A 243-nucleotide genomic window follows, 5' to 3' on the forward strand; every position below is an offset into this window, starting at 1 on the left:
CGCTCGTGGAGCGGCTGCGGGAGGCCAGCCCGGCATTCCGGGCGGCATGGGAGCGCTACGACATCCGCGGCTTCGCCTCGCGCGAGCGCCGCTTCCACCACCCGCGCCAGGGCGAGGTCGCGCTCGAGCACCACCAGCTCGCGCCGACCGACCACCCCGACCTGCGGCGCGTCGTCTACACCCGCCTCCCGTAACAGCCGAGTACGCGGATTCTCTGCGTACTCGAGCGTTTTCGCCTGATTT

1 protein-coding gene is annotated in these 243 nt (G+C 71.2%); it reads left to right on the forward strand.

The features are described 5' to 3' along the window. Positions 1–194, forward strand: a 194-nt coding sequence (locus AC1RPK_RS07805) for an MmyB family transcriptional regulator (RefSeq protein ID WP_481769365.1), incomplete at its 5' end; no start/stop codon positions are given. Positions 195–243 lie beyond the last annotated feature (49 nt).

The organism is Dellaglioa sp. CoH-55-MRSF-6, from assembly GCF_056782215.1.